25 protein-coding genes and 1 riboswitch are annotated in these 26,508 nt (G+C 42.3%); of the genes, 14 read left to right on the top strand and 11 right to left on the bottom strand.

From position 1 onward, the window contains the following. Positions 1-19: 19 nt before the first annotated feature. The 4 genes from IHE35_RS07690 to IHE35_RS07675 form a co-directional block, all read right to left on the bottom strand. Positions 20-1,219, bottom strand: coding sequence for an acyl-CoA dehydrogenase family protein (locus IHE35_RS07690; RefSeq protein WP_242786863.1), 1,200 nt, complete (start codon positions 1,217-1,219; stop codon positions 20-22). A 28-nt stretch (positions 1,220-1,247) separates the two neighbouring features. Beyond that, on the bottom strand, positions 1,248-2,543 hold the full coding sequence (locus IHE35_RS07685) for an acyl-CoA dehydrogenase family protein (protein ID WP_242786862.1): 1,296 nt from the start codon (positions 2,541-2,543) through the stop codon (positions 1,248-1,250). Between the two features lie 246 nt (positions 2,544-2,789). Further along, positions 2,790-4,163, bottom strand: a complete 1,374-nt coding sequence (locus IHE35_RS07680) for an AarF/ABC1/UbiB kinase family protein (protein WP_242786861.1) — start codon at positions 4,161-4,163, stop codon at positions 2,790-2,792. A gap of 147 nt (positions 4,164-4,310) precedes the next feature. Continuing rightward, positions 4,311-4,619, bottom strand: coding sequence for a hypothetical protein (locus IHE35_RS07675; RefSeq protein ID WP_242786860.1), 309 nt, complete (start codon positions 4,617-4,619; stop codon positions 4,311-4,313). 199 nt (positions 4,620-4,818) lie between these two features. Between IHE35_RS07675 and IHE35_RS07670 the strand changes: the two genes are divergently transcribed. The 5 genes from IHE35_RS07670 to IHE35_RS07650 all read left to right on the top strand — a co-directional run bounded on the left by IHE35_RS07670 (position 4,819) and on the right by IHE35_RS07650 (position 10,599). Next, positions 4,819-5,202: a DUF1311 domain-containing protein gene (locus tag IHE35_RS07670; protein WP_242786859.1), complete on the top strand. Its 384-nt coding sequence runs from the start codon at positions 4,819-4,821 to the stop codon at positions 5,200-5,202. A 353-nt stretch (positions 5,203-5,555) separates the two neighbouring features. Next, the gene (gene prmB, locus IHE35_RS07665) at positions 5,556-6,566 is read left to right on the top strand and encodes a 50S ribosomal protein L3 N(5)-glutamine methyltransferase (protein WP_242786858.1); all 1,011 of its coding nucleotides are present in this window, start codon (positions 5,556-5,558) and stop codon (positions 6,564-6,566) included. Positions 6,567-6,578: 12 nt separating this feature from the next. Next, complete coding sequence (gene aroC / locus IHE35_RS07660; RefSeq protein WP_242786857.1) at positions 6,579-7,673, top strand: chorismate synthase; 1,095 nt, start codon at positions 6,579-6,581, stop codon at positions 7,671-7,673. Between the two features lie 317 nt (positions 7,674-7,990). Next, positions 7,991-8,899, top strand: a complete 909-nt coding sequence (locus tag IHE35_RS07655) for an AEC family transporter (RefSeq protein ID WP_242786856.1) — start codon at positions 7,991-7,993, stop codon at positions 8,897-8,899. 234 nt (positions 8,900-9,133) lie between these two features. Next, positions 9,134-9,221: riboswitch (glycine riboswitch) on the top strand. Positions 9,222-9,351: 130 nt separating this feature from the next. After that, positions 9,352-10,599, top strand: coding sequence for a D-amino acid dehydrogenase (locus tag IHE35_RS07650; protein ID WP_242786855.1), 1,248 nt, complete (start codon positions 9,352-9,354; stop codon positions 10,597-10,599). Positions 10,600-10,649: 50 nt separating this feature from the next. On the opposite strand, the gene IHE35_RS07645 is transcribed toward IHE35_RS07650, so the two are convergent. Beyond that, the gene (locus IHE35_RS07645) at positions 10,650-11,309 is read right to left on the bottom strand and encodes a hypothetical protein (protein WP_242786854.1); all 660 of its coding nucleotides are present in this window, start codon (positions 11,307-11,309) and stop codon (positions 10,650-10,652) included. 99 nt (positions 11,310-11,408) lie between these two features. Between IHE35_RS07645 and ispF the strand changes: the two genes are divergently transcribed. Beyond that, positions 11,409-11,897 (top strand): 2-C-methyl-D-erythritol 2,4-cyclodiphosphate synthase, encoded by a 489-nt coding sequence (gene ispF / locus IHE35_RS07640; RefSeq protein ID WP_242786853.1) that lies wholly within the window; start codon positions 11,409-11,411, stop codon positions 11,895-11,897. Here the strand turns inward: ispF and IHE35_RS07635 are convergent. The 3 genes from IHE35_RS07635 to IHE35_RS07625 form a co-directional block, all read right to left on the bottom strand. Then, positions 11,885-12,409 (bottom strand): protein tyrosine phosphatase family protein, encoded by a 525-nt coding sequence (locus tag IHE35_RS07635; RefSeq protein WP_242786852.1) that lies wholly within the window; start codon positions 12,407-12,409, stop codon positions 11,885-11,887. The genes ispF and IHE35_RS07635 overlap by 13 nt on opposite strands. Positions 12,410-12,471: 62 nt before the next feature. Continuing rightward, on the bottom strand, positions 12,472-13,563 hold the full coding sequence (locus tag IHE35_RS07630) for a 3-deoxy-7-phosphoheptulonate synthase (protein WP_242789975.1): 1,092 nt from the start codon (positions 13,561-13,563) through the stop codon (positions 12,472-12,474). A 127-nt stretch (positions 13,564-13,690) separates the two neighbouring features. Next, positions 13,691-14,581, bottom strand: a complete 891-nt coding sequence (locus IHE35_RS07625) for a sulfite exporter TauE/SafE family protein (RefSeq protein ID WP_242786851.1) — start codon at positions 14,579-14,581, stop codon at positions 13,691-13,693. A 235-nt stretch (positions 14,582-14,816) separates the two neighbouring features. On the opposite strand from IHE35_RS07625, the gene IHE35_RS07620 reads away from it, so the two are divergent. Both IHE35_RS07620 and lpxB read left to right on the top strand, forming a co-directional pair. After that, complete coding sequence (locus tag IHE35_RS07620; RefSeq protein ID WP_242786850.1) at positions 14,817-15,353, top strand: hypothetical protein; 537 nt, start codon at positions 14,817-14,819, stop codon at positions 15,351-15,353. A 132-nt stretch (positions 15,354-15,485) separates the two neighbouring features. Further along, on the top strand, positions 15,486-16,658 hold the full coding sequence (lpxB, locus tag IHE35_RS07615) for a lipid-A-disaccharide synthase (protein WP_242786849.1): 1,173 nt from the start codon (positions 15,486-15,488) through the stop codon (positions 16,656-16,658). Positions 16,659-16,671: 13 nt separating this feature from the next. On the opposite strand, the gene IHE35_RS07610 is transcribed toward lpxB, so the two are convergent. Further along, entirely contained in the window at positions 16,672-17,604 is a 933-nt protein-coding gene (locus IHE35_RS07610) for an AraC family transcriptional regulator (RefSeq protein WP_242786848.1), read from the bottom strand. Positions 17,605-17,783: 179 nt separating this feature from the next. On the opposite strand from IHE35_RS07610, the gene IHE35_RS07605 reads away from it, so the two are divergent. Further along, the gene (locus IHE35_RS07605; RefSeq protein ID WP_242786847.1) at positions 17,784-18,998 is read left to right on the top strand and encodes an alkane 1-monooxygenase; all 1,215 of its coding nucleotides are present in this window, start codon (positions 17,784-17,786) and stop codon (positions 18,996-18,998) included. A 312-nt stretch (positions 18,999-19,310) separates the two neighbouring features. Beyond that, complete coding sequence (locus IHE35_RS07600) at positions 19,311-20,033, top strand: hypothetical protein (protein ID WP_242786846.1); 723 nt, start codon at positions 19,311-19,313, stop codon at positions 20,031-20,033. A gap of 343 nt (positions 20,034-20,376) precedes the next feature. Here the strand turns inward: IHE35_RS07600 and IHE35_RS07595 are convergent, their stop codons facing one another. Both IHE35_RS07595 and IHE35_RS07590 read right to left on the bottom strand, forming a co-directional pair. Then, entirely contained in the window at positions 20,377-20,931 is a 555-nt protein-coding gene (locus IHE35_RS07595; protein WP_242786845.1) for a thermonuclease family protein, read from the bottom strand. A gap of 424 nt (positions 20,932-21,355) precedes the next feature. Then, positions 21,356-22,273: a LysR family transcriptional regulator gene (locus IHE35_RS07590; protein WP_242786844.1), complete on the bottom strand. Its 918-nt coding sequence runs from the start codon at positions 22,271-22,273 to the stop codon at positions 21,356-21,358. Between the two features lie 91 nt (positions 22,274-22,364). Here IHE35_RS07590 and IHE35_RS07585 point away from each other — a divergent pair, with 91 nt between their 5' ends. Genes IHE35_RS07585 through IHE35_RS07570 form a run of 4 tightly spaced genes read left to right on the top strand, consistent with a single transcriptional unit; the run spans position 22,365 to position 26,253 of the window. Further along, positions 22,365-23,606, top strand: coding sequence for an acyl-CoA dehydrogenase family protein (locus IHE35_RS07585; protein WP_242786843.1), 1,242 nt, complete (start codon positions 22,365-22,367; stop codon positions 23,604-23,606). 50 nt (positions 23,607-23,656) lie between these two features. Continuing rightward, the gene (locus tag IHE35_RS07580) at positions 23,657-24,778 is read left to right on the top strand and encodes a phosphotransferase family protein (RefSeq protein ID WP_242786842.1); all 1,122 of its coding nucleotides are present in this window, start codon (positions 23,657-23,659) and stop codon (positions 24,776-24,778) included. After that, positions 24,775-25,473, top strand: coding sequence for a histidine phosphatase family protein (locus IHE35_RS07575; RefSeq protein WP_242786841.1), 699 nt, complete (start codon positions 24,775-24,777; stop codon positions 25,471-25,473). Before IHE35_RS07580 ends, IHE35_RS07575 begins: the two co-directional genes overlap by 4 nt. 36 nt (positions 25,474-25,509) lie before the next feature. After that, positions 25,510-26,253, top strand: coding sequence for an SDR family oxidoreductase (locus IHE35_RS07570; RefSeq protein WP_242786840.1), 744 nt, complete (start codon positions 25,510-25,512; stop codon positions 26,251-26,253). The last annotated feature ends 255 nt before the right edge of the window (positions 26,254-26,508 follow it).

Genomic DNA, 26,508 nt, shown 5'->3' with positions numbered 1-26,508 from the left:
GAAGCTTAGAGGGTTGGGATCATTTCAGCTCACTTGAGGATTTACCCAGTTCACGACGAGCAATAATCAGTTGCTGGATTTGTTGTGTACCTTCAAAAATATCGAGAATTTTTGAGTCACGGGCCCATTTTTCGAGTAGTTCGGTCTCGTTATAACCTACAGACGATGCTAACTCGACACACTTTAAAGTGATTTCATTGGCAATACGACCTGCCTTGGCTTTGGCAATTGAAGCTTCGCGAGAGTTGGGTTTGCGATTGTCTGCCATCCAGGCAGCTTTTAGCATCAGCAGTCGAGCTGTTTCCCATTCTGCTTCCATCCGGTAAATTTGCGCTGCAATATTAGAGCTCTGCAAATAGGGCGTACCGTAGTTCGCATCTAGCTGGTCTTTAAATATCTCTTTGATTCGCTCTAGAGATGCTTTGGAGCAGCCGATCGCCATTGCAGCAACCAGTGGGCGAGTATTATCAAAAGTTTCCATTACCCCAGCAAAACCTTTGGCGACATCAATGTCGGCATTACCTAGCAGATTTGCCACAGGCACACGACAGTCTATAAAGCTGATTGCAGCTGTATCTGAAGCTTTGATACCAAGTTTATGTTCCAGACGTTCGACTTTCATCCCGGGGGTGCCTTTGAGTACCACAAAGGATTTGATTGCTGCACGGCCCAGACTTTTATCTAAAGTTGCCCATACCACTACAGAATCTGCACGTTCACCTGAGGTGACGAAGATTTTTTCGCCATTCAGGATATAGTCCTCACCATCTTTGGTTGCAGTAGTACGGATCGCAGCAGAGTCTGAACCACAACCTGGCTCGGTAATCGCCATTGCTGCCCAGGTGCCTTCAAGACGGGTCAGTTGTTCATCATTTGCCACCGCTGCAATTGCCGAGTTGCCCAGACCTTGGCGTGGCATGGACAGGAGCAGCCCTGTATCGCCATAACACATCTCAATAATACTCAGTGCAGTTGACATGTTGACGCCATTTTTATTAGAAGTATCTGTATCACCACGTTTATTCACCGCAGCACCAGCATTCATACCTTCGCTACCGGCATTCATGCCATCAACAACAGAAGCCAGCATATCTAGCTCTTTAGGATAGCTATGTTCGGCCTTGTCGTATTTACGGGAAATCGGGCGTAATACATTCAGCGCAACTTCATGGGCCTGATCAATCAGTAATTTAAATTTTTTTGGATTTTGCAGATTCATTATAATTATTCCATATTCATGTCAATGATCAGGCATGTAGCCCACTTTGAATGACAGCAGTTGCGCGTAAGTCACGATACCAGCGTTCCACAGGATGTTCACGGGTATAGCCATGTCCACCCAGGATTTGCACGCCATCAGTCCCAATCTTCATTGATTTTTCTGCGCAGAGAATACGGGCCAGATAGGCCTCACGATGGAAAGGCTTACCTGCTTCTGCAAGACTGGCAGCGTTCAGCACCAGCATACGCATAGCATCTGTTTCAATTGCCATATCGGCAATCATGAAAGCAACCCCTTGACGATGTGAAATTGGTTCGCCAAAAGCCGTACGTTCATTTGCATATTGAATACAGTATTTCTTGACAGCCTCGCAGGTGCCGACAGCCATGGCACACCACATCAGATTACCCAGATCGATAAAAGCGGCGTAATCAAAGTCTTCATCACCGAGACGTTGGGCTGGGGTATTGTCGAAATGCAGTGTCGCAGTTTCATTTGCTTTAAGACCCATCGCAGCTGACTTTTGAATGCTGATACTTGGATCACGTTGCACCAAAAATACATCCGGCTGACCATTGAGCATGGCACTGACCAGATAGACGTCTGCAGTGGCTGCGAGCAAGACCAGTGTTTTTTCACCCTGAATCAGATAATGATCCTGATGTGGCGTGGCTTGGGTTTTTAGCGTAAAAGGATTTAAAGCAGGGGTATTTTCCTGAGTTGCAAATGTTGCCCGAATACCAGCATCACTCGCGAAAGAAGGCAGGTAGTCAGATTGGATCTGTTCTGAACCCCATTGGGTCAGGGCATTGATCACACTAAAGGTTGAGAGCAGGCCAGCAGTCAGACTGAAGTCTCCTTTAGCCAGATGTTCGGCAATCAGCACATTACTCACAATATTCTTTTCAGTCGCTACACCACCTAAGGACTCAGGCAAGGCATAGAAGTTAAGGCCTAAATCGATACTGTGTTGCCACAGAACTTCTGGGAAGGTTTCAGTGTGATCTGCATCGTGAGCAAGTGGATAAAGTACTTCGGTGGAGAACTGCTGCATCGCATCTACGGTCATCTGCTGTTCTTGAGTCAGGCTGAGATCAAACAGGGATTTACTCTGACTTGGCAAACGTTGTTTTTTTATTTTTTGTCCTGATTTCAGCAGCTTTTGCGTCTGGCTTAGGGTCTTAAAACCTGCCTTAGAGCTTTGATAAAGAGATTTTTCAACGAATTTGCGTAGCTTAAACTGATCCAGCAGCTCACTGCCTGCAATTTTAGTCAGTATGGATAAGCCAACTCCTTGGGCCTTATTCACCATATTGCTCATTATCATTATCCTGTTATAAATGTTTTAGGTATTTTCAGAATTATGCTGACAGGTTGTCTGATAAAAAACCATGTCAGGAATGACATGAATGGGTGACAATAATTAAGTAAAACGATTTTATTAAGGTTAATACCAACCTAATGAAATTATTGATAAATTTATATAATTAAAAAATACTAAAATGCAAAAAATTGACCCGGATGACAGAAATCAACAGGGTCAACTCAAGGTATCACTTGATCATATTTAGAGATGCTTCTTGATCATGGCACGCACATTGGTTTTGGCATCAATGACTGTCATAAAGGTATAGGCACCAATAAATTTACGGCTGATAAACATGAACTCTTTGGGTGGTACGCTGAAATAACGTGATGCCATCGATTTAGAGGCTTGTTGCATGACACGGCTATGTAACTGGCTCTTTTTCCAGTCATAGCGATCCTGAGCATCCATTACACCAGCTGGCAGTTCTTTATTGTTCATTGGCGAGCTAAATGCTTCAGTTGCCAGCAAGAAAACTTTGGCCATATCCGGTTTGATGCTTTGTGGAATCGAGTCAAAGAATTCATAACCAGTCATGGCTTTGACCATCATATCTGAATCATGATGATAACCCGCTTGAATCAGATTACGTGCCACATTGAGTAGATGCTGGTCAAACTGACGGATTGCACCGAAGTCGAGCAGGACAATTTTATCCTGTGCATCGTCACCATTGCCTAAGCGCACCAGATAGTTACCAAAGTTCGGGTCAGTCTGCATTTCACCCCATTCGAAAATCTCACGTACTGCAATTTCCAAAGAAGCTTCACCGAGTTTATTGCGACGTTCCTGTGGTAGCGACAGCATGACCGGACTATTGATGGGCACACCACGCTCATAGGTCATACAGAGTACGCGGTCGGTCGAGTAATTATCAATGATGGTCGGTACGATATAGCGTGGATCATCTTGCAGACGTTGACAGAAACGACGGGTCGTCGCAGCTTCAATCTTGTAATCCACTTCACGATGCATCATTTCGCGAACTTCATCAAACCACTGATCAAATTCACGGGTTTGCGGCACCATACGGGTCAGTTTGAGCATGTTCTTAAACAGGCTCATATCTGAGTCAATCGCTTCTGCAACACCTGGATACTGGATTTTCAGTACCAGTTCCAGTCCATCCGACTTGCGTTTGGCACGATGTACCTGAGCCAGTGAGGCTGTACCTAAAGGTTCATGATCAATGGTTAAATCATCAAGTTTTGAACCAAGCTGCGCTTGTAATTGGGCTTTAATTGCAGGCCAAGCAAGGGCTACAGTCTTGTTATTTAAAGTATTCAGTGCCTGAGTGATTTCTTCAGGCAGAAAATGTTCGCCATAGAGTGCCATCATCTGGCCAATCTTGACGATAGAACCTTTCAACTTGCCGATTTCTGCAACCAGATAATCCGCTTGTTCTTTCATGGCTTTTTTGCGTTTTTTCTCTTTTTCTTCTTCGCTCGAGAACATCGAAGTCGCATTTGATGCTGCCCAGCGGGTACCTGCAAGTAGGGATGCCTTGGCGATCGATAAGCGTCGATCCATAGATGAGGTTTTCAGTTGTTTGAGCTTATCGTTCTGATCTGACATGTAGAATAAATCCTTTCCCAGCATATAGCAGAATAAATCATTGTAGCGGATATTAACCTGTCTTCACGTATTAAAAAAGTTTTAACAGATTGAATTTACGCTGAACATGATCTGGTTCGATGACCTGTATTGATATTAGCCAAGGCATTATGGCATCTGAAATTGAATTTTTAATTCAGTTCTTTGTTGCAACTGTTGGATATTTGTTTGAATGTGCTGTTGAATCAATGTAATTACGGATTCATGTTGAAAGCCTAGCGCATAACCTTTAACAATCACAATACTTGGCAAACTAAAAAACAGATAGCGGGCATCTTCCAGTGTGGCTTGATTAAAAACACCTTGCTGAATCAATAATTCTTGCAAAAATACCTTTTCCTGCTGCACGTTATGAGACTGTACATCATTCCAATAACTCAGGCGCATGGCCATCAGGTTGTTATGCTTGTAGCTCATAACACTCAACTCGTTTACTTGTTTATCTTCGCTATATAATGGAGGCAATTTTGAGAGTTTCAATTGCTTATTTGCGCAAAATCCATGCTTATAAAGGAATAGGAATTTTCATTGGACTCAGGTAGTATCAGAATATAATTTACAACAAAATTGATGATTGCGATTGTAAGCATCATGCCAAATTGGCAAAGGGGAATGTATGCGTTTTGCATGGTTATTAACTGTCGTTCTGGCGGGCACAGCTGTCCATACACAGGCAGCTCAGGATTATTCCAGGGAATATTCACAATGTATGAAGTTCACCTATGGTGACCGTAGTAAGACTGAAAAATGTATTGCCAAGGAATTAAAAGGACAGACTAAAATCCTGAAAAAAAGCTATAAAAATTATCTTAAATTAAACGCAAATAATGCGGCTGTAGTAAAAAACCAGCATGCCTTGTTTGAATCTAGACTGGACAAGCAATGTGGTCGTATCCGCGCTGGAAACTACACCAAAATTCAGCAAGGGCAATGTGCACTGGCAATGGTCATTGAGCAGTCCAATTATTATCAGTCACGTTCTTTTGGCGGAAAACGTTAAGAATCTAATTGATATCCAAAAGCATAACAGGCATCTCAGCTTGTTATGCTTTTTTATTGTGAAGAAGGTTTGATAGTTGTTAAGGCTGGATAAACTAATGAGCTAGGCAGTGGTCTGCTCAATTACCTTATATTTAAAAAGTCTGCTTATCTCCAAAAAATGCAGTATTCGAATCTGAGTCAAACTGACCCATTCCCTTGGAATTTAATCCTTAAAGACAAGTTCGCTAACATCAGTTTTGGCAAGGGCTAAGTCGTGCTGTTTTCGTATTTTTCATGGTTTTAGCATTATAAAAGCAGGCGAAACAAGGTATCATAAGGCGTTTTAAAATATGACCTCTGGAGACGCCTTAAGTGGATCGACCGACTATTAGCCCTGAACATTTGCAGGAAGCCGCTGAAAATCTAACAACCATTCGTGATTTTATTCGCTTTGGTGTTACAGCATTACGTCAATACGATGCGCACTTGGGCCAAGGCACAGAAGATTATTTTGCTGAAAGTTCAGCACTGGTTTTACAAACACTTTCTCTGGACTGGAATGCTGATGCAGAAATTCTCGATTCAAAACTGCTTCCGAGCGAAAAAGAAGAGTTTTTGAATCTATTGGGACGTCGTATCAATGAAAGAATGCCGACGTCTTATCTATTAAATCTGGCTTATTTCTTCGGTAAACCATTCTATGTGGATGAGCGTGTATTGATTCCGCGTTCACCAATCGTTGAGCTGATTGAAAACCGTTTTGCGCCGTATTGCCTGGGCGAAAATGGTGAAATGGGCGCAGCGGTAAATAACCTGCCAGAAAATCCGAATCCAAAAACACCACAACGTATTCTGGATATGTGTACCGGTTCAGGCTGTATCGCGATTGCATTGGCATACGCTTTCCCAGATTCTGAAGTGGATGCAACTGACCTGTCCAAAGATGCACTGGAAGTGGCGCAGATCAACTGTGAACACCATAACAAGCAATACCAAATTGCATTGCTTGAATCAGATCTGTTCGCAAAAATTCCTGCTGAAAATCAGTATGACCTGATCGTATCTAATCCGCCGTATGTGGATGCAGAAGACATGGCCGATTTACCAGACGAATTCCATCACGAACCTGAAATGGCATTGGCTGCAGGTCAGGATGGTCTGGATCTGGTACGTAAAATGCTGGCTCAAGCAGCGGATTACCTGACTGAAGACGGTCTGATTGTAGTTGAAGTAGGTAACTCTGAATGGGCGATGAAGCAAAACTTCAATAAAGTCGATTTCCACTGGTTGCAATTCCAGCGTGGTGGTTCAGGCATCTTCGCATTGACTGCAGCGCAATGCCGTCAATACCGCGATTTATTTATTCAATCTATTAATTCATAAGGAGTCGTTGACATGGCAGGTAATAGTATAGGGCAACTCTTCCGTGTAACGACTTGTGGTGAATCTCATGGTGTTGGCCTGATGGCTATCGTGGATGGGGTTCCACCAGGAATTGAACTGTCTGAAGCGGATTTGCAAAAGGATCTGGATCGTCGTAAGCCGGGTACATCAAAGTTTGCAACACAGCGAAAAGAACCGGATGAAGTGGAAATTATTTCTGGTGTGTTTGAGGGTAAAACTACCGGCACTTCAATCGGTCTTTTAATTCGCAATACCGACCAGAAATCGAAAGACTATGGCAATATTGCGCAGACTTTCCGTCCAGGTCATGCCGACTATACCTATACCCAAAAGTATGGTTTCCGTGACTATCGTGGTGGTGGCCGTTCAAGTGCGCGCGAAACTGCAATGCGTGTAGCTGCGGGCGCAATTGCCAAGAAGTTCCTGTTGGAAAAATTTGGTATCGAAATCCGTGGTCATGTCACACAAATTGGTACTGAAAAAGCAGAGAAACTGGACTGGAATGAAGTTCCGAATAATCCATTCTTCTGTGGTGATGTCGATGCTGTGCCACGTTTTGAAGCGCTGGTAACATCCCTTCGCGAACAAGGGACAAGTTGTGGTGCAAAACTCGAAATCATTGCATCTAAAGTGCCAGTGGGCTGGGGTGAGCCAGTATTTGATCGTCTGGATGCTGATATTGCTCATGCCATGATGTCAATTAACGCCGTGAAAGGTGTGGAAATTGGCGATGGTTTTGGCGTAGCTGAGCAGTTCGGTCATGAAACCCGTGATGAACTGACGACTGATGGTTTCCTGGCGAACCATGCTGGTGGTATTTTGGGTGGTATTTCAAGTGGTCAGGACATTCGTGTCTCAATTGCTTTGAAACCTACAGCTTCAATTACCACACCGGGTAAAACCATTACCATTAACCGTGAAGATACTGACGTGTTGACCAAAGGCCGTCATGATCCTTGTGTTGGTGTACGTGCGACCCCGATTGCTGAAGCGATGCTGGCGATTGTATTAATGGATCACTTTATGCGTCATCGTGCACAAAATGCGGATGTGGTTGCGCCATTTGCACCGATTGAACCCAAATAAGTCGCTTTTCATCTGAAGTGAATCTAATAAAAGTCAGACTTCGGTCTGACTTTTTTATTTTCAAAGCGTGAAAAATAACAACATTCGCTTGGCATAAACTCTAGATAACCAGAATTATCTAGCTGATCAATACAGCTTATCGATCCAATCAAGGCTGGACACATGAATATCAGATTGTGTCAGGTCAACGTATCAACATAAATTGCCCGTTGATTTTTCCAATATTTTTTAGTCGCTAGCAGTAAGGTGTTGTATCCTTAATCATTGATAGGCAGTTGGGTCCGATTGCCTTAAAACCGTATATCACGAGTTGCTCAATGCTTCATACTATCTTCAGCGTACTGTTTCCACTAATTACCTTAATTACATTAGGCTATGGATTAAAACAAAAGAAATGGTTGGAAGATGGATTTTGGCGTGGAGCAGAAAAGCTAAACTACTATGTGCTATTTCCAATCATGCTATTCCTGAATCTGGCAACTGCCCAGATTAAGATCGATATTATTCAGGATGTGGTGCTGGTTATTTCAATCATTACTGTGCTGGTTTGTGCAGTATTGTATAGCTTAAAAGCGATATACCAGATTAACTTTGCCCGATTTGGGGTCTATGTCCAAAGTATCTTGCGGTTTAATACTTATATCGGGATTGCGGCGGTCAGTGCCTTATTTGGTCAGGCAGGCATGACAGTATTTGCCGTCATCATGGTGTTCTTTATTCCCACCGTAAATATCATTTCTGTACTGGCATTTACCAGACCAGCCGATATGCAGTTTGGAAAAATTTTCATATCTCTTGCGAAAAATCCGCTGATTTTAGGCTGTTTGCTGGGTGGGCTTTATAATCTGTCTGGATTGGTGATATGGCAAGGCATGAACCAGTTGCTGAAACAGATGGCAGCATGCAGTTTGCCGCTAGGTTTGATGTGTGTCGGTGCAGCATTAAAGTTTGGGCAAATTAATCTGGATTTATGGCGCATTGTCTGGAACACAAGTGGGCGTATGATCCTCATGCCACTGCTAGGCTTGGGTGTATGCAAGATGCTGGGAATTTCAACACTGACTACTCAAGTGCTGGTACTGTTTTTTGCATTACCAACAGCGTCCGCTTCCTATGTATTAACCAAAGTTTTGGGTGGGGACAGTGAGCTAATGGCCAAAGTGATTAGTGTGCAAACCGTAGTGGCAGGTTTGACTTTGCCATTATTGCTAACTTTTATAATCTGAGTCGAAAGAATCGAAAAGAGAAATTCTTCACTCAAAATAGCCTAAGCAAATTGAAATTCTTGTCTGATGGTTTTATCTCCACTTACCTAATCAAATATCTAAACCGTAGATCTCGATTGACAGCTAAACGAGGATAATGAATGCCTTGCTAATTACTGTATCTTTACAACTTTGCACAGTAATTTTTTATTAAGCTCTATAGCATGGTATATGAATCGCAAAACAATACATATGCACATTATTGCAGGAGAGAAATGCACCTGCATTCGCCGAAGGAGCAACGACCCCGGAAACTCTCAGGCAGAAGGACTGTAATAATGCAAAACTCTGGAGAGAAGTGTTGAATCACTCACCGAAGGGGAAGGTTAAGGTATTGATCTCCAATACTGAAATCAAAGCTCTCAGGTAAAAATGACAGATGGGGCGGACATCATAATAAAAAGGAGATGTCTATGCGTCATGTGATCGTCATTGGCGCCGGGATTACCGGTGTAACTACGGCTTATGAACTGGCTTTATTAGGTTATCAGGTCACTGTAGTAGATCAGCATCTTTACCCTGCAATGGAAACCTCCTATGCCAATGGCGGACAACTTTCTGCCTGTAATGCTGAAGTCTGGAATCAGAAAGCGACGGTACTCAAAGGCCTGAAATGGATGTCGCAAAAAACAGCCCCATTATTGCTCAACCCGTCTTTTAGTATGCATAAATATAGCTGGCTGATGGAATTTATGGGGCACATCCGCCACTATGAAACCAATACCCGGGAAACGGTAAAAATGGCCTTATTGGCCCGTAAACGTCTATTTGAAATTGCTGAAACAGAACAGATCGAATTCGATCTGGAAAAAAGGGGAATTCTGCATTTTTATCATACCGAGCAGGATTATAAGGTCGCAATGAAAGTCAATGATTTGCTTTGTAGTGGCGGGCTGGAACGCAATGCGATTTCCAATGAAGAAATTAAACAGATCGAACCCGCTTTAACCGGTGATTATTATGCCAGTTTCTTTAGCCGTAGTGATGCTACCGGGGATATTCATAAATTCACTACGGGTCTAGCCAAAGCTTGTGCAGACGAAGGTGCACTTTTTCTGTTTGGTCAGAATGTACAGGCAGTAGAGCAGAAGGATGACTATATTCGGATAAGCTGTATGCCGAGCAGTGAAAATACCAATGCCAATCCGCAAGAACGACTGGAACTGCAAGCTGATGCGATTGTGGTCTGTGCCGGTGTGGGCAGTTATCAACTTTCCTATCTGCTGGGCGATCGGGTGAATGTCTATCCGGTAAAAGGATATTCCATTACTGTACAGCTCAATGATGAGCAAAGTCAGCAAAATGCACCGTGGGTCAGCCTGCTGGATGAAAGTACTAAAATTGTACTGTCCCGACTGGGTAAAGACAGATTACGCATTGCCGGCACAGCAGAGTTTAATGGTTATAACCGCGACATTCGTGCCGACAGGATTCAACCTTTAATTGACTGGACGCATCGTAATTTCGATATTTCTACAGAACATGTGATTCCCTGGACAGGATTACGGCCAATGATGCCGAATATGATGCCAGTCGTACGCCAAGGGAAAGGCAAGCGGGTGTTTTATAATACCGGTCATGGACATTTGGGCTGGACACTCTCTGCAGCGACAGCAGCAATGATCAGTCAGCAGGTGGCTCAAGCCTATCCTGTAGGGTAGCTTAAAACAAAAAAGATCATCTTCGGATGATCTTTTTTAATGGAATGAATTTAGTCATATAGGCGGTAGATACCGCTAAAGCGTTCACAGCCTTTCTGCTGGGTTTTTACCGAAAGAATGGCTTTGGTATAGTGGAATTCATACTTACAGTCATTTTCGTTATCCATGATTTCAGTTTTAGCTTCAGGGGTGGTGTAAGCTAAAAAGGGAATGGTTTGGCTTTCTATCCGGTTTTTAGGGCTGCGGTAAGCAATACCTTCAATCTTGATGCGGTCTTTACTCAGCTGATGGATTTTCAGGTGTACCGGCTGTTTGGCAATTTGACCCTGTTCAAATTTTAAATAATGCTGGGTCAGACTTTGATTCAGAGAAATAAAAATATTCAGATCATCCAGGCGAACATCAAACTGCTGTTTATAGCAGTCTAGTGTTTTGCACTGTTGTAAGCGGTTTAGCCATAGTTGATGCGTATCCTGAATAATACTTAAAGGTGCATCAGTAATCAGGTAGGCTGTGAGATACTGGCTAGCCAGATTTTTTCGAAACTCAGCCAGAGGAGCGGAACACAGCGTAGAAGCAGCTTTACTGGCCTGTGAGCTATCTAAACATTCTAGCGGATGTACGGATGCTGCAGCACCTGTTGCCAAAGTGCTCAAACCCAGCATGAGACTCAGAAGTTTCATCATTTTTATATCAGTTTTCAGCAGCATGATCGCTTATACTTTCACTGTGTTACGCTTGGTCTAACTATAGCGAAATAGAAACGAAGTGTACAAGATTTCAATTGGTTATTTCTAAGGATGAAAACAGTGGTTGCACAAATTCGTATTGGTCAGGGTCTGGATGTGCATGCATTCGAAGAAGGTGATTTTGTCACACTGGCAGGCGTAAAAATTCCACATACCCATGGTCTCAAAGCACACTCGGATGGAGACGTTGTGTTACATGCATTATGTGATGCTTTGTTAGGTGCATTGGCGCTAGGAGATATCGGCCAGCATTTCCCGGATACCGATCCTAACTTTAAAGGCGCGGATAGCCGTGTATTGCTGAAACATGTGTATCAGCTGATCCTGGATCGTGGTTATGTGCTAAATAACGCTGACATTACTGTGGCCTGTGAACGTCCAAAACTGGCAAAGCATAATCTGGAAATGCGCCAAAGCATTGCGGATGTCTTAGATGTAGATGTAACCCAGATTAGCATCAAGGCAACAACAACAGAAAAGCTGGGCTTTACTGGGCGTCAGGAAGGCATTCTGTCTATGGCGACGGTCCTGATCGCTCATGCAAAGTGATCAGGATTAATCATTGCCCGTTTAAGTTCTTCAGTTGCTTTACGGCCTTGTAGCTGTAAGGCAACAGCATGCAGTAGACCGGTCCAGGTATCATTGGGTTCCCAGATCTGATGCAGGCTTGCTTGCGCCGTCGGTAGATCCATGCCCATATAGTACTGGCGATATAAATACATCAGGCTGCTGACATGGTGGTTTCGGCTACAGTGCACCCAAACGGCCTGTTGCTTGATCAGATGGTCAATCATGTCCAGTACCAGCAAACACTGATCATCGGATGGCATTTCCCAGGAAATTGGCAGCTGGATATAGTTGAGTCCCAGCTCCAGACAGATTTTATCTTCATGGTCCAGATGGGGCTCTGCATCGGTCAAAGCTACATTGATAATGGTCGAGATTCCGTATTCCTTTATCAGCTTGAGCTGTTCTGCTGTTGGCTGGCCTGAAGTAAACAGGTGCTCATGGATGAATTGAAAATTATTGATTTGACAGAGTGCAGTTTCAATTTCATTCATCAGATCATTTTCCTTATGTAGAAATGCAAACGCCATCTTACGATGGCGTTTTGATCAATCGCTTAGCGATTTGGTAAAACATCCTTTAACGCCTCATGCATATCAAGTAATGCCTTTTCAGTCGTTTCCCAGTCGATACAGCCATCAGTTACTGATTTGCCGTATTCCAGATCACAAAGGTTAGCCGGGATATCCTGACGACCACCTTTAAGATGACTTTCTACCATAATACCAACAATTGATTTATTTCCATCAATAATTTGTTCAGTGATGTTTTTCAGCACTAATGGTTGTAAGTACGGGTCTTTGTTCGAGTTGGCATGACTGGTGTCAATCATGATCTTGGTACTTACTTTTGCTTTTGCCAATGCAGTTTCAGCTTCTGCAACAGAACCCGCATCATAGTTAGGCTTGCCATTACCACCACGAAGTACCACGTGAGCATACGGGTTACCTGAAGTACGAATAACTGCTACCTGACCTTGATCGTTCAGACCGAGGAAGCTATGGCCGTGTTTTACGGATTGCATGGCATTGGTTGCAACAGTCAAACCGCCATCAGTACCGTTTTTGAAACCTACTGGTGAAGACAGGCCAGATGACATTTCACGGTGAGTCTGGCTTTCAGTGGTACGTGCACCGATTGCTGACCATGAAATTAAATCCTGGTAGTACTGTGGTGAGTTTGGATCAAGTGCTTCAGTCGCACATGGTAAACCTTTTTCATTCAGTTCAAGCAGAAGTTTACGGCCAAGACGCAGACCTTTTTCAATGTTGAACGAGTCATTCATGTCTGGGTCATTGATCAGGCCTTTCCAGCCAATCGTGGTACGTGGTTTTTCAAAATAAACACGCATGACCAGATACAGGCTGTCTTTTACTTTTTCGTTCAGCACTTTCAGGCGCTCAGCATATTCTTTGGCAGCTTCAGGGTCATGAATTGAACATGGACCAATCACAACAAAAAGACGTTTATCTTTGCCATCCAGAATATTGCGAATCGTTTCACGACCTTTCAGTACGGTTTGATAAGCATTCTCAGTCAAAGGCAACTCAGTCTTTAATTGCGCTGGAGTTACAAGAGGAATCATGCTTTGGATATTCACATCATCAATATCTGATTGTGAAATAGGATTTGACTGTAGTGTATTCATTGCCGTCACTGGTTCGATCATACAAAAGATTGTTTAATAGCCCGAATATAACATGAATGATGCGTCACTTTGTTATAAAAAAGATGAATAAATCTTTGAAAAAAAAGTGATGAATCTGAGGTTTAGTTTAAATGGCCCGGGATTTTTCTGCTTCCGTTACCAGCTCGGGCTGAGCCGGTTGGGCAGGTTTGGATTTGACTGGATTTAGCATAAAGTTCATCCCTAGACAGAACAGGGTAACACCTAGAATTTTACGGATAATTTTCTCAGGCATACGTGAACTGATCAAAGTACCGATCACAATTGCAGGAATAGAACCCACTAATAGCCAGCCTAACAAAGTAAAGTCTACATTACCCGCGCTCATATGGCCCAGGCCTGCGACTAAAGTTAGAAGTACGGCATGCACCACGTCAGAACCGATAATACGAATCATCGGCAAATTGGGGAACATCAGAATTAATGCCATAATACCGAATGCCCCTGCACCTACTGAAGACAAGGTCACAAACACACCCAGTACGATCCCCATGAAAATAATCAGAGCGCGTTTTTTACTACATTTAAAGTCGACCTTTTCCAGATCCTGAGTCATATCTGGCAGTTCTTGTTTACGGTATTTATTAAAGAACTTCTCAATTGAAGCACGGAAAACAATAGAAATACCGGTCAGGGTCAACATAAAGCCGAGGACCATCGTCAACGTCGTTTTATAATGCGTCGATTGACTCAGGTAATTTTCCAGTACCCAGTGAGTGACTAAAGATGCAGGAATACTGCCGATAGCCAGCCAGATGACAATCGGCCAGACAATATTCATTTTTTTCGCATGCACCATTGAGCCACAGAACTTGGAAATTGCGGCATAAAGTAGATCGGTACCAATGGCAATGTGTGGTTCGACTTTCAGCAGGGTAATCAGGATTGGAGTCATTAATGAACCGCCACCAACGCCGGTGATCCCGACACAGAAACCTACTAAAACACCTGCTACAATAAATTCAATCGGACCAAACATCTATATATGCCAATATCAAAAAACGAGCATATCTTATGACTTTTGAAGATAAGTGGTTGTCTTGATTAATGATTTACTTATTCCAAAATAAGATAAAGCAGGGGATTTATGATGAGTTTTAGCATCTAAAAAACTGGTCTAAAAGATAAGCTTTCCAAAGAATTTTCTTATAGTTAGGAAATAATTTAACAATAGATGGACTCGAATTCATGCAATCAAAGTTGAGAGGGTAATCATGTTTAAGTCTATTTTATTAGGCTCTTTTTGCTTCATCGCTTTAAGTGCCTGTGGTGGAGAAAGTGATTCTTCAACACCACAAGATGAAAAAATAACGACAAAAGAGCAAGTCTTTCAGAAATTAGAAGATGAAGGAAAATTACCAAAACTTGAACGAACAGATTCAATTTTAGGTATTGATCAGGACCAAAATGGTATCCGTGATGATATTGATGCGTATATTAAAGAAAAATATAAAGATGAACTTCAAAAAAAAGCTGTTCAGCAATTTGCGAGGGTTAGTCAGCTAAAGTTAGCTGTTAATTTGGAGGATGAAGTTGCATTACAAGCATCATCTCATGAAGCTGATAGAGCAATGACTTGTGTTTATAAAACATTTAAAAGTGAACCGAATATAGACGCATCCGATGTGGTTGATGAAATTGACAATATGACTACAAATACAAAAAAACGGCTACAGGCTTATTACAAATATAGTGATGCTTTAGATGGCTTTGTTTTCACAATTCCACAAAGAGATTACTGCGATGAATAAGAAAATTTATTTGAGTGCCATTTCTCTTTATTCATCGTTTTTAAATGATTTCATACAGATCAGGCTCAAGTTCAGTCTTAAATTTTTCGTCTTATGTTAATATGCTGACAGCAATTCTTTGAGGATCACATCTTGCAAAAACGGAAGCTTAAAATTGGAATCGTCGTGGGTGAAGTATCGGGAGATACCTTAGGCGCCAGTCTGATTCGTCGTTTTCGTGAGCAGGGCATTGATGCTGAATTTGAGGGCATTGGTGGTCCACAGATGATTGCAGAAGGTTTTAAAAGCTATTATCCAATGGATATTCTGTCAGTGATGGGGATTGTCGAAGTCTTAAAAGATATTCGTAAGCTGTTCGCTGTACGTGACGGACTGGTGGAGACCTGGATGAAAGATCCGGTCGATGTGTTTATCGGCATTGATGCACCAGATTTTAACCTGCGTTTGTCTAAGAGCATCAAGCAACGACAACTGCCGATCAAAACTGTCCAATATGTCAGTCCATCCGTTTGGGCATGGCGTCAGGGACGTGTACATGGCATTAAAGCCAGTATCGATCTGGTCCTGTGTTTATTTCCATTTGAAAAAGCTTTTTATCAAAAATGGCAGGTACCCGCTGCATTTGTCGGGCATCCATTAGCGAGTCAATTACCGCTACAAAATCCATTGGCTGAAGCAAAGCAGGAGCTGGGACTCGATCCTGCGCAGAAATATATTGCCTTACTGCCCGGCAGCCGCCGTGGAGAAATCGAACGCCTCGGACTATTGGTACTGGATGCTGCACAGCTTCTGCAACAAAAGCATCCTGAATATACCTTCCTGATCCCAGCCATAAACGATGCACGTAAGCAACAAATTCAAGCCTTATTGCAAACTTATCCGGCAAGCTTACAGGCCCGAATCCGTCTGATGGAAAATACCGGTAGCGATTCCAAAATCGGGCGTCAGGTCATGAATGCAGCGGATATTGTCGCTTTAGCATCGGGAACTGCAACATTGGAAGCAATGTTGTTACATCGTCCAATGGTGACTTTCTATAAGCTCCATTGGCTGACCTATCGCATTGTTAAACTTCTGGTGAAGATTCAGTACTATTCATTGCCAAATATTATTGCTGGCAAGAAAGTTATTCGTGAACTGATTCAATCTGAAGCTACACCTGAAAATCTTGCTGCCGAGATTGAAGCATTAATGAATGTGGAAGCAGCCCAGATTCAGGCGATGCAGCATCTGACCATGCACAAGCAGCTGCTTTCAGGAAATAGTGAAGATCCAGTTGCTGCCATTTTAGAACTAGTGAAATAATTTCCTTAATTTGCTAATGATCCTGATGCTGTTGACGATACTGGCTCGGGGTCAGTTCAAATTGCTTTTTAAAGCTCTGACTAAAGGCAGTTTCTGAAGAATAACCCACACGGTGTGCAATCTGCTGTACGGTCAGTAAGCCATCTCTTAAATAACGTGCTGCCAGACGCATCCGATGCTGTTGCAGATAAGCCAAAGGCGGTTCACCGACCACTTGGGTGAACAACTGCGCAAATTTGGAACGGGACATATGGCATTGTTCAGCCAGGTTTTCAACGGTCCAGCTCTGTTCAGGCTGACCATGGATGGCAGCTAAAGCACTGGAAAGTTCAGGATGGCTTAAGGCATTCAACCAGCTGGAGGCATGCTGGGCATTCAAAATATAATCCCGTACACACTCAATGAGTAAAATACTGACCAGATGATCAAGAATACGGTCACGGCCCGGACGCGTATGTTGAGTTTCTAAAGCCAGGAACTGTAAACCGATCTGTAACCATTCCGGGGCTGAATCACTTAAAATATGCTGGATATGTAGATAGTCTGGCAAAGAGGCAATCAGCGGTCGCGCCATCTGGATATCCATTTTCGAACGAATCGCCAGGATAAAGCTGCGTTGTGGCTGGACTTGACCAAGATCAATACTTTGCTGGGAATGCGAAGCAAAAAAACGGTTAATTGGACTATTTTCTGTCATTTCCAGGTGATTGGGACAATGCAACTGATGCGCTTTGGCCGAAGGAAGCAGAACCAGATCGCCTTGCTGTAAGGTAATGACATGCTCTGAATCTTCAAAGCTGAGCTGTGCCTGTCCATGCAAAATCACATAGGCCAGCATAGACGGTTCATGCCTGTATGTTAGTCGATAAGGATGATAGACATTCAGATAGATATATTCTGATTTGGCTAAATGTATGTCATCAAAAATTTTACTAAGCGCATCCATGCGTGTTCTATTCTGAATTTAAAAGATATTTTTTATTTAAGTCTGCATGTGAATTGAGGTCAGAAATTGGCTGATCAGGACAAAGACGCTGACATAGCTTTTCTGGACGCTGACAACTGTGCACATACATTGAATTATTCAACTATAAGGGCAGGGTAACATAAAACAGGAGGGTCGCAATGAATGCCCCTGCAAAAATCAAAAATATTCACCTGGAGCAGGATGCTCAGTTGCTGAAAGGTCGTCAACTAGATAAAAAGCGTTTTGGATGGTTGTTGAGTCCCGGTCTACCCGTTATTGGTATGGGTATTTTGACTGGCTACCATTTTGGCCCCAAAGCCACCAAGAAAGTTTTTGCCATGGGTGGACCTTTATTATTGCATGTCATTATTCCGACACTGGATGCCTTGATTGGCGAAGATGAAAATAATCCTAGCGATGATCAAATCAAGGCTTTGGTCAAAGATCCTTATTATGACCGTATCGTCAAACTGTTTATTCCTTTACAGATAGCGGCCAATACTTTTGCAGCTTATGTGGTTTCCCGACCAAATGTGTCATTGACTGATCAGGTTCTGCTGGGAATCTCGATGGGTGCCATAAACGGGGTTGGAGTGAATACTGCACATGAACTGTGTCACCGTCCGAATAAATCTGATCACTACTGGTCACATGCCAGCCTGATGCCTTTGGCTTATAACCATTTCCGCATAGAACATCCATATGGGCATCATAAACGGGTCGCAACGCCTGAAGATCCAGCCTCATCAAAAATGGGGGAATCCTTCTACAAATTCTGGCCACGTACGGTATTTGGTGGGCTCAAATCTGCAATTGAAATTGAAAAACGCCGTTTGCAGCGTAAAGGCTTAAGTTTCTTTAGCAAGGAAAATGAACTATTTCATGGCTGGGGTATGAGTGCTGCTTATCATGCCTTAATGCTAAAAACCTTTGGCAAGAAGATTATTCCATATACGCTGACACAGACATTCTATGGCATCAGCCTGTTTGAAATTGTCAATTATATTGAACATTATGGACTAAAGCGTGCTAAAACCGAGGACGGTAAATACCAACGTACCTTGCCTGAACACAGCTGGAACAATAACAATATCGTCACCAATCTGTTTTTGTATCAGTTACAGCGCCATTCAGATCACCATGCCTTCCCAAGCCGGCCGTTTCAGGCATTGCGCAATTTTGAGGAAGCACCCGTGTTGCCAAGTGGATATGCCACCATGCTGATTCCAGCTTTGCTACCACCGCTCTGGTACAAAATGATGGATAAGCGTGTGTATCAGCATTATCAGGGGGATTTGAGCAAAGCCAATATTTTGCCATCTAAACACAAGCAGATTTTCAAAAAATTTGGTCTACAGGATAATGCAGCTTAACTTTTCAGTTTCAATAAAAATGCGCCTATTAGGGGCGCATTTTTTATTTGAGCTCATTCAATCTTATAGAACTATTCTGCCGGTATTATCAGGCGGGATTTATGCTTAATAAATATGAAAATTCAAATGATGTATCAGTTGCTTCGATATGGCTTAACAGATATTTCAAGGATAAAAAGCGCTAATCTGATGGGAAAAATCTTTGATTTTCTTTAACATGCAAATCTTGATGCGAGCAGTGGATAAGGTGGATTCATGCAGGATTTAGATATAGGGACAATTGTCAGCGAATGCTTTACAAGCAGTTCTAATTTGATAATTGATTTACATCAACCAAAAATCACTTCATCTGAACAGCTCATCCAGGCATTCAAAATTGCAGCACAACAACGCGAACATACTGAAGTTACTCATCATGTAATGTTGCTAGATCAATTTAATCCTTCTCGACTGAGTTATGTCTTTAGCCCACTTATTTTGTCTGTACTCAAACATAAAACCATCTTTATCAGCTCAGCCAATGCTGAATTGCAGCACGTACTGGGAGAATATTTCCGGGTAGAAGCGCTGAAACTAAATCATACACAAGCTTTGCAGGAAATGGATATCTGCTTTGATTTAGCAACTTATGGTTGTTCTGTGGCAGATTTACAGCACTATGCCGTATTCAAGGCTTTACTCGATCCAAATTGTAAGAGACTGATTGTCATTGGAAATGAACTGGATACAGCGTTAAAAATACTACTTGAATCATTCGGCATTCAGATGATTCAGCAAAAATTGGCACAACAGAAATTTGATTTAAGTGAAATCGAATTTAAAAAATTATTATGGAAAAGAAAGACGGATCCAGTTGCGGAAGTTTGTGAAGAGATCACCACAGCAAATATTGAATTAGTCACTCAACTTAGCGGAATACAGCATGCCGATGCCGAGCGTTTAATTGATGATTTAATGTATAGCGAGCATTTGTTTGAAAAAGTCTCAGTCTTTGGAGAATTTACCGAGACTATTTATAAGCATCAGCTAAAATAAAAGAGAGCCGAAAGGCAATGTTATCCCACAATTTTAACTAGGCTATAGTTTGAATTGTATAAAGTCATAAAAGCAATTCAATAATATTTATAAATATATGATATTTATTTATATTTATATTTGGATATTGCAGAGCCTCATCTTGCCTTTTTAAGTCTAAATAGATTTGTGCAGGCGTAAACCTACTTTGGAAAGACCCAAAGTAGGCAAAAGTCTCTTATTCCCCATACACGACGTCGTGTCGTGATGGGGAATGTGTGGCATCCCTGCCACACGCGCGTAACTAAAACCTAATCACTTCAACTGTGGGACAGCAGTGAGCCGAAAGGCTCTTTTTTTATGCTCAGGATTTTTTCTGTTTACGGTATATGCTTGGACGTACCGGGCGCGTGCCGCGCCAAAGCCCTTTCTTGTTTTTCTTGGCATTGCTTTGCAAGCTCATCAGATAGGAAAGGTGTTTTTTATCACGGATATACTCTTCATATACCCAAGCCGCACCACGCTTGATCAGTTCTTCATTGACATTTTTACGACGTCGGTAAATGACACCCACACAGCGGCCATAACGGTCGATATCGGTAATTTGCACACGGACCAGTCTATTCTTGACCATTTTGGCGACTAGCTGCTGGGATTCTTTACCATAGGCCTGACTGGATTCAGGTGCATCCACATAGGCAAAGCGTAAGCGGGTTTCTGAACGACGGATATTGAAACGATAGCAGGTGAGGGTATCGCCATCACTGACTGCTCGTACACGACACCAGTATTTCTTACCTTTTTTGAAAGGACGAAACAGTTCCTGTAAAAACACCACAAGTTTGTGCAGCAAATAATAGGAAAAACATAGAGCCACAAGGCCAAGTACAATTTGCCAAGAAGTTGAGAGATGCAACAAAAGTAAAATCCAAAACAAGCGCAGTCAGGCGAAGAAATCACTGACTTATCAAGCGCTCATTTTAGAGCAAAGTCTCATGGCATAAGGCTTTGTAACCGATTGCATGGGGATTTTTTAAGCAAACAAAATAGCCTAAGAAAATATATGCAATTTGACTGCAATTCGTGGAAATTTCTATTTTATGGTTTTTAAGTAAAATCCAAAACAAGCGCAGTCAGGCGAAGAAATCACTGACTTATCAAGCGCTCATTTTAGAGCAAAGTCTCATGGCATAAGGCTTTGTAACCGATTGCATGGGGATTTTTTAAGCAAACAAAATAGCCTAAGAAAATATATGCAATTTGACTGCAATTCGTGGAAATTTCTATTTTATGGTTTTTATAAATAGCCTAAGCAGATTTGAAAATCTACTCATGAAAATAGCCTAAGCAAAAATTTTATTAATTTCGCTTCGCAAAAATTGATGTCTTTTATTTTCTTGTAAATCCTTATACCAATACATTCCCATATTTATTTTCGGCAGTTTTACAGGAACTTCAAAAATTTTCAGGCTTTCATCAATATGTAGATGACTCAAAATATTTCTGGGAATAGTTAACATCGCTGACGGATGCTGCTGCAAAATCTGTAATGCCGTAGAGTAATGCTGGCAACGCAGGAAAATCTGTCGGGATAATTGCTTGCGGCTTAAATAGAGGTCTTCGACCAATATGCCTGTGCGGCGCGAAGACACACCAATATGCGGAGAGGCGAGATAACTTTTTTCCGTGACCTGGTGCTGTTGCGTACAGACGACGAACTCATCTTGATCCAGCAATTCAAACTGGATTTTATCGCCTAAGGGCTGTTCTAGATCTACCACAAAATCAACTTGTTGAGTCGCCAAATCAGAAACAATATTCTTTCGGTCCAGTTTGATACTCATAAACTGGATATCCAGATTAAAACGCTGAAAATGTGCGACCAGTTTAGGCAGGATCATTGGTTCGATTTCATCATGCACAGCAATCTTCAGATTTTGCACCAAGGTTGGCTCAAATTGCTGGTGCTGCATAGAGATATTCTGGATGGTGATTAAGGCCTGTTTAATTTCTGGATAAATCTGTTCTGCAAACGGCGTTGGCTGCATTTTTTTGCCAGTCCGTACAAACAAGTCATCCTGCAAATACTGTCTTAGACGCTGTAAGGCGTGACTGGCAGCAGACTGGGTAATCGACAGGATTTGTGCAGCGCGAGAAATACTTTTCTGTTCAAATATGGCTACGAAAAGTGGATATAAATTAATATCAATCCGATGGAAACTGCGAAGATCGATACTGTTTTTATTATGAATCTTTTGCATATTGAACTATGGGATAAAATCATTTTATTCATAATAGATTTTAGGTTAAGGTCTTGTAAAGCAGAATAATCATATCCAGAGGGAAGTTGCCATGTTTGAGTTATCAGCACGTGCACAGGACTACGTCGAACGCACCAGAAAATTTATTAAAGATGAGATTGAGCCGATTGAGGCAGAGTTCTGGTCAAAAGTGCATGAGATGAATCAGGGTGGAGACTGGACCAAATGGCAATGGCCACAAGAGCTGGAAAATCTAAAGTCCAAAGCCAAAGCCGCAGGATTATGGAATATGTTTTTACCTTGTCCTGAATTGGGCCAAGGACTATCAGTAAATGAATATGCACATATTGCTGAACTGTCTGGACGTAGTCTAATTGCACCAACGGTATTTAACTGTAATGCTCCAGATAGCGGCAATATGGAAGTATTATGGCGTTATGGTTCTGAAGAACAGAAACAACAATGGTTGATGCCGCTTCTTGAAGGAAAAATCCGCTCGGTATTCTGTATGACCGAACCTGCTGTCGCATCCAGTGATGCAACCAATATGCAGGCGACGGCGGTCGTTGAAGGTGATGAAATTGTTTTAAACGGCCGTAAATGGTGGTCATCTGGTCTGGGGGATCCGAATGCCAAAATTATTATCTTTATGGCACATACTCCGGATGAAACAAAAGACCGTCATCATCAGCATTCGATGGTTCTGGTTCCGGTCGATACAGCCGGCGTTAAAATCGAGCGCATGCTACCTGTCTTTGGTGATTATGATGCACCGCATGGCCACGGCGAAGTCAGTTTTGATAATGTACGTGTTCCTGTTTCGAATTTTATTGGTGGTGCAGGTCAGGGCTTTGAAATTGCCCAAGGTCGTTTAGGCCCAGGTCGTATTCATCACTGTATGCGTTGTATTGGCGCAGCAGAAAAATCTCTGGAACTAATGATTGACCGTGGCATGAGCCGGACAGCATTTGGTAAAGAGATCCTCAAACTGGGAGGGAATCTGGAACGTGTTGCAGAAGCACGGGTGGCGATTGATCAGGCTCGATTATTAACCTTGTATGCTGCCTATAAAATGGATACTTTAGGGAACATGGCGGCTTTGACAGAAATTTCTGCAATTAAAGTCGTTGCGCCAAGTGTGCTGGAAAAAGTCGTCGATATGGCGATCCAGATTCACGGTGGTGCAGGCGTTTCCCGTGATACGCCATTGACCGGGTTCTTTGCCCAGGCACGTGCCTTACGTTTAGCGGATGGTCCAGATGAAGTGCACAAGGGTATGATTGCAAAATTAGAGCTGGCAAAACGTGGTTATAGTACGCGTCGCAAAAAATAAGTTTTAAGTTTAAAGATATTTAGATAGTAAAAAGATTTTAAGGAAAAATTATGGCAGTCATTGATGTCGGTGGAAAAGTTCGTGAGGGTGAAGAACTGGATGTCCACGCTGTAGGAAACTGGCTGATTGAGAACGGTGAAAATATTGAAGGTCCTGTTGAAGTCACCCAATATTCTGGTGGTGCTTCGAACTGGACTTATCGTCTGAAATACAGCAATACCGACTTAATTCTGCGTCGTCCACCAACAGGTACTAAAGCCAAATCTGCACATGACATGGCACGTGAATATCATGTACAACGCGCACTGGCTGATCATTATCCGGTCGTTCCGGAAATGCTGCTGCTATGCCAGGATGAATCAGTGATTGGCTGTGATTTCTATGTGATGAAACGCATTGAAGGCATTATTCCACGCGCAAACCTGCCTAAAGAGCTGAACTTCAGCGAAGCTCAGGTGCGTGAACTGTGTATCAATGTCATCGATAAACTGATCGAGTTACATCAGGTCCCTTATCAAGGTACTGAGCTGGAAAAGTTAGGCAAAGGTGAGGGCTATTGCCGACGTCAGGTAGAAGGTTGGGATAGCCGTTATGACAAAGCTAAAACAATTAATGTGCCTTCATTTAAATATGTGCGTAACTGGCTAAAAGATAATATTCCGGCCGATTCCAAAACCTGTGTGATTCATAATGACTGGCGTTTTGATAATGTCATCCTGGATCCGGATAATCCAACTCAAGTCATTGGGGTGCTGGACTGGGAAATGGCAACCCTCGGTGATCCATTAATGGATCTCGGCTCAGCTTTGGCGTATTGGGTGGAAGAAACTGACAATGCAATTTTCAAGGCTACCCGTCGTCAGCCGACCAATCTAAAAGGGATGTTTACCCGTAAGGAGGTCGTGGATTACTATCTGGAAAAAACTGGATTACAGCCAGAGAATTGGACCTTCTATGAAGTATTTGGAATTTTCCGTTTAGCAGTAATTGCCCAGCAGATTTATTATCGTTACTACCATAAGCAAACCAATAACCCGGCATTTAAAGATTTCTGGGTGGTGATTCATGCACTGCATATTCGTGCCTTAAAGCTGATTGGCAAACAAAAAATTGAAGCCAATGATCTTGCTCAAAAGTATATGAACAAATTTAAAGAGTTAATGCCAAAATGACCACCATTTACCTGATTCGACATGGCCAGGCATCTTTTGGAGCAGAAAGCTATGATCAGCTTTCTCCCAATGGTGAACTACAAGCCAAGTTACTCGGACGTTATTTCGACTCTATCCTTAAAGAAGCACCTGTTGTGGTGGCTGGATCAATGCAACGTCATCAGCAAACGGCGCAACTATGTCTGGATGAATGCTTTCCTGAAAGTGAATTGATTAGCAATCCTGCCTGGAACGAGTTTAACCATACTCAGGTCTTTGCCAAATATGAGCCGCGATTTAATCAGCCGGAATTATTAAAGGAAGATGTAGCACAGCATGCCAATCCTCGAGCGTATTTAAGCAAAATCTTTGAAGGGGCGATTGAACGCTGGACTGGTGGTGATTATCATCATGAATATGAAGAATCCTGGCCAGAATTTAAAAACCGGGTTGAATCTGCATTGCAAAATTTATGTGATGAACTGGCTAAAAGCAAACCGCGCTATGCCGTAGTGTTTACTTCAGGTGGTGTAATTTCTGTCGCAGCAGGGAAAATTTTAGGTTTAAGCCCCAACAAAACTTTTGCCTTGAACTTGGCGATTGCCAATACCAGCATGACGACTTTACGTTTGGTTGGTAATGAACCACAGTTACTCAGTCTGAACGAACATCATTTTATCAAGGCAAATCAACCAGAATTACTCACCTGGATCTAAAAGATCCAAAGCAGAATTATTTTAAAGGAATAAAAAATGACGAAAACAATTCTAATTACCGGAGCAAGTTCTGGAATTGGTGCAGGTATGGCACGTGAATTTGCCCAAAAAGGCTATAACCTGGCGATCTGTGCACGTCGTCTGGAACGTCTGGAAGCTTTAAAGCAGGAATTGGAAAAACAATACGGGATCAAAGTGATTGCCAAAACCTTGGATGTGACCAACTATGATCAAGTCTTTGAAGTATTTCGTGCATTTAAGGAAGAGTTCGGCACTATTGATCGGATTATTGTAAATGCAGGCGTTGGTGAAGGTCGTCGTATTGGTAAGGGTAACTTTGCCATTAACAAAGCTACGGTAGAAACCAATTTTATTTCTGCATTAGCTCAATGTGAAGCTGCAGTCGAAATTTTCCGTGTGCAAAATTCAGGTCATCTGGTGATGATTTCATCCATGAGCGCAATGCGTGGTATGCCAAAACATCTGACAGCCTACGGTGCAAGTAAGGCAGGAGTGGCGCATCTGGCAGAAGGGATCCGTGCAGAACTGATTGATACACCCATTAAAGTCACCACAATTTTCCCGGGTTATATCCGTACCGAACTCAATGAAGGTGCGAAAAAACTGCCATTTGAAGTGGATGAAAAAACCGGGTCACGGTTATTGGCTGCTGAAATTGAAAAAGCACCGGTTAAAGCTTATGTACCCAAATGGCCTTGGTTACCATTGGGCCTGGCTATGAAAATATTGCCATTAAAACTGGTCAATAAATTAGGTTAATACTCATTCTGACTATAAAAAGGCTCCGTAAGGAGCTTTTTTAATTTTGGATTGGGTATTTATTGAATATTCTTTTAAATTGATTAAAGATATTGGTAACACAGATGTGTTTTTTGATTCGATTCAAACATCTGCCATACCGAAACCGGGCAAAATTTATATACAGATTGACCCATCCTGACGATATAAAATAATATGTTTTTTAGATCTTTTTATGAAAATCACCCTATATTATGGTTTAGCATAGCCGAAGGT

Source organism: Acinetobacter sp. ASP199 (genome assembly GCF_022700675.1).
Lineage (GTDB): Bacteria > Pseudomonadota > Gammaproteobacteria > Pseudomonadales > Moraxellaceae > Acinetobacter.
This window is presented reverse-complemented; position numbering and strand designations above follow the sequence as displayed.